A 5233-nucleotide genomic window follows, 5' to 3' on the forward strand; every position below is an offset into this window, starting at 1 on the left:
GCTACCCCTGGGCTACCGATGGATCGCGGTGCGTCCGGGTCCGCCACCTCCACCTCGTCGTCGTCGCCGTCCGCTGGGTCCGACCCCTCGGTATCTCTCGATACCCCGCTGGGGTCTGGTGGACCGGGTCGATCACGACGCCGGGCCGGATCGGGCCCGGCGGCAGGCGCCGCCGCCCGAGCGGGTGCGTACGGCGTTCTTCATCTCCGCGGTGGCGTTGGGGGCCGCCGCGGTGGTGCATCTGGTGCGGTATCTGCTGCTGGTCATCAATCGCAACACCCTGCTGAACTGGGTGGTGGCGGATGCGGCGGCGTTGCTGAGTGTGTTGGCCAGTCTGGCCGCGATCGCGGCGGTGATGAGCTGTGCGGTGGTGCTGACGCGATGGTTGATCGCCCGCCGTGCCGCGGCGTTCGAGCACGTCGGCCGGCCGGAATCCCGTTCACGCCGGGCGTTGTGGGCAGGCACGCTGCTGCCGCCGTCGGCAGCGATGGCGCTGGCCATCACCTTCGCCGTCGTGGCGGCGACCACGGGGCACTCGGCCAGCTGGGCGTTGATGGCGGCCTGTGTCGGGTTCTGTTCTCTGCCCCTGGTGGCGGGAGTCTGGTCGCTGGTCTATGTCATCGAGCTGGCCAAAACCGAGGACCACTACGCCCGCTTGCGCCACGTGATCTGGGGTTGGTGGCTGCTGTGGCTGCTCAGCTGCGTGACGTCGGTCTTCGCGTCGGTCACCAGCGGCGCGCAGGACTCGCAGGGAATCGCCAACAACACGGTCGCGATGATCGTCGCGTACCTGCTGGCACTGATAGCAGTGCTGGCGACCGCGAAAGTCTTCGAAGGATTCGAGGCAAAGCCGGTCGAACGGCCCGCCCACCGCTGGGTCGTGGTTGCCGACGATGAACTCGTCGGCACGGAATCTGCTGCAGCGCTTGAGTTGCCGGGTGAAGAACCGGCAGCATAGAGATATGACGTGGGCCGAGGAGGTGGTCTCTCGGCACCCGTTCGTCGTGGCCCATCGCGGCGCTTCGGCCTCGCTGCCGGAACACACCCTGGCCGCTTACGATCTCGCGCTGCGGGAGGGCGCCGACGGCGTGGAGTGCGACGTGCGGCTCACCCGCGATGGGCACCTGGTTTGCGTCCACGACCGCAAGCTCGACCGGACGTCCAGCGGCGCCGGTCTGGTCAGCATGATGACGCTGGCGCAGCTTCGTGAGCTGGAATTCGGTTCGTGGCACGGCAGTTGGCGCGCCGATGGCACCCACGGCGATACCGGGCTGCTGACGTTGGACGCGCTGGTCTCGCTGGTGCTGGATTGGAAGCGGCCGGTGAAGCTCTTCGTCGAGACCAAGCATCCGGTGCGCTACGGCGCACTGGTGGAAAGCAAAGTGCTGGCGCTGTTGCACCGTTACGGCATCGCCGCGCCGGCATCCGCCGATCGATCCCGGGCGGTGGTGATGTCGTTCTCCGGGGCGGCGCTGTGGCGGGTTCGGCGGGCGGCGCCGCTGCTGCCGACGGTGCTGCTCGGCAGGAGCCATCGATACCTGGCCAGCAGAGCGGCCAGCACGATCGGAGCCACTGCCGTCGGGCCGTCTATTGCCACCCTGCGGGAACACCCCGAGCTCGTCGACCAGGCGGCCGCGCAGGGCCGGGCGCTGTACTGCTGGACGCCCGACGACTATGAGGACGTCCGATTCTGCCGGGACGTGGGGGTGGCCTGGTTGGCCACTAACCATCCCGGCCGCGCCAAAGCGTGGCTGGAAGACGGCCTCACCGGCGCCGACCCGCACTAGACGGGCCATCAGCCTCGAGGCGGCCTAGGGTTGGTCGCCGACAACCGTCGACGGCACCGGCTGGTCGGCGGCCAGTGCATCGAACAGCGCGGCGGCCTTCTGGTGATCCCACACCACCACCGAACCGGCGTCGCTGCTGGTGAGTTGGCCGATCGGCACGGTCAATGTGGTCGTCGACCCGTGCAACGCCCAGCCCAACCGGGCCAGATCCCAGACGTGGTCGTCGCGGTCGACGGTCAACGCGTCGACCGCCGCATGCGGCACCGCGTACCACCGCCACGGGTTGAGCCAGACCGCCGGGCTGGCGGCCCGATGCAGCAGCGCCGCCATGAACTGCCGCTGGTCGACCATCCTGTCCAGGTCGGCGCGCGGGGTGGCCCGGCTGCGGACGTAACCGAGCGCGTCACGGCCCGCCAACGTCTGACACCCGGCGGGCAGGTTTATGCCGGCCAGCGGGTCGTCGATCGGCCTGGTCGGGCACACGGTGACCCCGCCCAGTCCGTCGACCAATCCGGCGAAGCCGCCGAACCCGATCTCGACGTAGTGGTCGATTCGCAGACCGGTGGCCTGCTCGACCGTCTGGGCCAGCAATGGCGCACGGCCCATCGAGAACGCCGCGTTGATCTTGTCTCGGCCGTAGCCGGGAATCGGCACGTAGGAGTCGCGCGGGATGGACACCATCGTCGTCGGCGTGCCGGACCCGAGCGCGGGCACGTGCACCAACAAAATGGTGTCGGTGCGGCCGTTGCCGGTGTCGCCGCCGGTCGCCAGCGCCTGCTGCTGCTCCGTGGTGAGGCCTTCGCGGCTGTCCGAGCCGACTAGTAACCAGGTGCTGCCCTGCCCGGCGGACGGCCGGCCCGGGTAGTCCGTCAGCACCGTCTGTCGGTGCAGAGCGGTCTCCAGCCACAGCGCGCCACCCAGGGCCGCGGCGCAGCTCAGCAGCACGACGATGACCAGGCTGAGCGAAATCACTTGTGCCCAAGCACGTTTGCGAGCTGGTTTGCGGCGTGGCATGCGGTCCCGTGGGCGACGTTGCCGCGTGCTGAGCCGATTGGGCGTCACCGGCCTGGGCGGCGGTGTGCCCGGCGGTGGTGGCCGGCGACGCGGGCGGTCGGCCGGCAGGCGATCAGAAGGCACGGTCAATGCAGCCACCCCAGGTGGCCGGCCAGCAGGGCGTACCCGACGAACGCCACGGTGTCGATCAGCCCGTGCGCGATCACCAGCGGCCAGAGCCGTCCGGTGCGCTGCCAGGCGTAGCCGAACACCAGGCCCATCGCGATGTTGCCCAGGCCGGCGCCGAAGCCCTGGTAGAGGTGATACGCGCCGCGCAGCACGCTCGACCACAGCAGCGCTGCGCGAGGGCCGACACCCAACTGACTCAAACGGGTGAGCAGATAGCCGACGACGATGATCTCTTCGGCCCAGCCATCGGCGAAGGCGGTGAGCGCCAGCATCGGGACCCGCCACCAGGTGTCGCCCAGGCCCGACGGGATGACCGAGGCGTTGATGTGCAGGGCCCGCGCCGCGAGGTAGAGCGCCAGCCCTGGCAGCCCGATCAAAGCGGCCAGCCCGACGCCGCCGAGCAGGTCGGGGCGCCATCGAAAACGGCCCAACCCGACACCTGCTGGCCGTAATCCTGTGCGCCACAACAGATAGAGGCCAAGTGCGCCCCAGGCGACCAACTGCACGACGACGGTCGCATTCAGGCCGAGGTCGATCAGGTCGAAGTAGGACCGCTTCGGGTTCAGCGGAACCCGCTGGCCGCTCAAGCCCCGCAAGACTCCGTCGGCGAGCTGCAAGATCGCGGTGACGGCGCTGAGGCCGAACGTCACGCTCAGCACGATCGCGAGCTCGACGCGCAGCGGCCGGCGTTCGACCGACTGACCGTCGACGGCACTGCTGGGCGAAATCACCCCTGCACGGTAACCGCCCTGCGGGGCCGCTCAGTCCCGGCGCGCTCGCAAGCCGTTCACGAACGGGCAGCCCATCAGCACCCGAATGGCCTGGCCTAATCCGACCATGTCGTCGACCGGCGTGCGGAACGGCAGCCGGACGTCGCTGTCACCCTCGGCGCTTTCCACCCGCAGTCGCATCCCGTAGCGGTCGATGCCGAGCGGACGTACATCGCCGCGCCGCAGCCGCGCCGGTAGCCGGGCGGCCAGCCGTGCCACCACGTCGCGGTGGGCGGTGTCCAGATGCTTGATCCAGCTCGATTCCAAGGCGGAGAACGGATCAGGGAGCGCCGCCAGCAGCGCGGCGGCGTCGACAGCCTCGGCGCCGGTCGCGTCGGTCACCACCACCGACTCGATCTCCAGCCGGGCCAGCAGGTACTGAGTGTCCCCATCGGCGGCGGGGCGGGATCCGGGGGTCTGCACCTGCAGCAGCGCGGGGTGTGGGTGCTCCGCCGCGATCAGGTCGAGCAGCCCGCACACCGTCGACGGCGACACCTGATGCAGTCGTCCGCGAATCCACACCAGCGAGCGGACCGGTTCGCGCAGCGGCAGCGGCGCGTAGTCGGCCAGCTCCAGCACGGCCGGGGCTCCCGCGGCGCCGGAGTCGACGACCTGCTCGGCCACCCCGCTGCCGATCGGCACTCCGACGGCGAACGAACCGTCGTTGAGCAGGTGGTGCAGCGGGGTGGTGAGCGGCTCGGCGCTGTCGACCGCGAGCAGCGCACCACCGGCTCGAACGCAGGTGCTGCGGATCCGCTCGGCCGTCGTCGGAGCCGGGCAGTGAGCAAGTGTCATCGTCGACCGTCCTAATAAGTGAGGTAAGCCTAACTTAACTAGGAGCGATCGGAGGGCGCAAGACCTACGACCCGATAGGGTTTTGATCGTGGTCAGCATCGCGTATCTCGGTCCCGCGGGGACGTTCACCGAAGGCGCGCTGTTGCAGATGACCGATGCCGGCATGGTTCCCCAGCGTGGTGGGGGCGACTGGCAACCGCTGCCGGTCGACAGCACGACCGCCGCGCTGGACGCCGTCCGCGACGGTGCCGCCGAATTCGCCTGCGTGCCGATCGAGAACTCGATCGACGGCTCGATCATGCCCACGCTGGACAGCCTGGCGATCGGGACGCCACTGCAGGTGTTCGCGGAACTGACGCTCGACGTGGCGTTCAGCATCGCCGTCAAGCCCGGCCGCACGGCCGCCGAGGTGCGGACGTTGGCCGCCTTCCCGGTGGCCGCCGCACAGGTGCGGCAGTGGCTGGCCGCTCATCTGCCCGCCGCCGAACTACGTCCGGCCATCTCCAATGCCGATGCGGCGCAACAGGTCGCAGACGGACTTGTCGACGCCGCGGTGAGCTCCCCGCTGGCCGCCACGCATCGGGGTTTGTCGACGCTCGCCGAGGGTGTCGTCGACGAAGCCAATGCGCGCACCCGCTTCGTGCTGGTCGGCCGGCCTGGCCCGCCGCCGGCCCGGACCGGCGCCGACCGGACGTCGGT

The 5233-nt window shown here is 69.9% G+C and carries 6 protein-coding genes; 3 read left to right on the top strand and 3 right to left on the bottom strand.

The window, feature by feature from the left end; genetic code table 11:
* Window positions 1-958: DUF4328 domain-containing protein (locus WAN02_RS11050; protein WP_422264206.1), on the top strand; the 958-nt coding region annotated here is incomplete at its 5' end.
* A gap of 4 nt (window positions 959-962) precedes the next feature.
* Window positions 963-1787: a glycerophosphodiester phosphodiesterase gene (locus WAN02_RS11055; protein WP_422264207.1), complete on the top strand. Its 825-nt coding sequence runs from the start codon at window positions 963-965 to the stop codon at window positions 1785-1787.
* A 24-nt stretch (window positions 1788-1811) separates the two neighbouring features.
* Here the strand turns inward: WAN02_RS11055 and WAN02_RS11060 are convergent, their stop codons facing one another.
* Genes WAN02_RS11060 through WAN02_RS11070 form a run of 3 tightly spaced genes read right to left on the bottom strand, consistent with a single transcriptional unit; the run spans window position 1812 to window position 4534 of the window.
* Complete coding sequence (locus WAN02_RS11060) at window positions 1812-2939, bottom strand: LCP family protein (RefSeq protein ID WP_422264208.1); 1128 nt, start codon at window positions 2937-2939, stop codon at window positions 1812-1814.
* A complete protein-coding gene (locus WAN02_RS11065) occupies window positions 2927-3700 on the bottom strand; it encodes a CPBP family intramembrane glutamic endopeptidase (protein ID WP_422264209.1) in 774 nt (257 codons plus the stop codon). Before WAN02_RS11065 ends, WAN02_RS11060 begins: the two co-directional genes overlap by 13 nt.
* A 30-nt stretch (window positions 3701-3730) precedes the next feature.
* Window positions 3731-4534 carry a DUF2470 domain-containing protein gene (locus WAN02_RS11070; protein WP_422264210.1) on the bottom strand — a complete coding sequence of 268 codons (804 nt, stop codon included), beginning with the start codon at window positions 4532-4534 and terminating at the stop codon, window positions 3731-3733.
* Between the two features lie 88 nt (window positions 4535-4622).
* Between WAN02_RS11070 and WAN02_RS11075 the strand changes: the two genes are divergently transcribed.
* The coding region (locus WAN02_RS11075) for a prephenate dehydratase domain-containing protein (protein WP_422264211.1) at window positions 4623-5233 on the top strand (611 nt) is incomplete at its 3' end.

This window comes from Mycobacterium sp. (assembly GCF_049281135.1).
In the GTDB taxonomy this organism is placed as follows: Bacteria; Actinomycetota; Actinomycetes; order Mycobacteriales; family Mycobacteriaceae; genus Mycobacterium.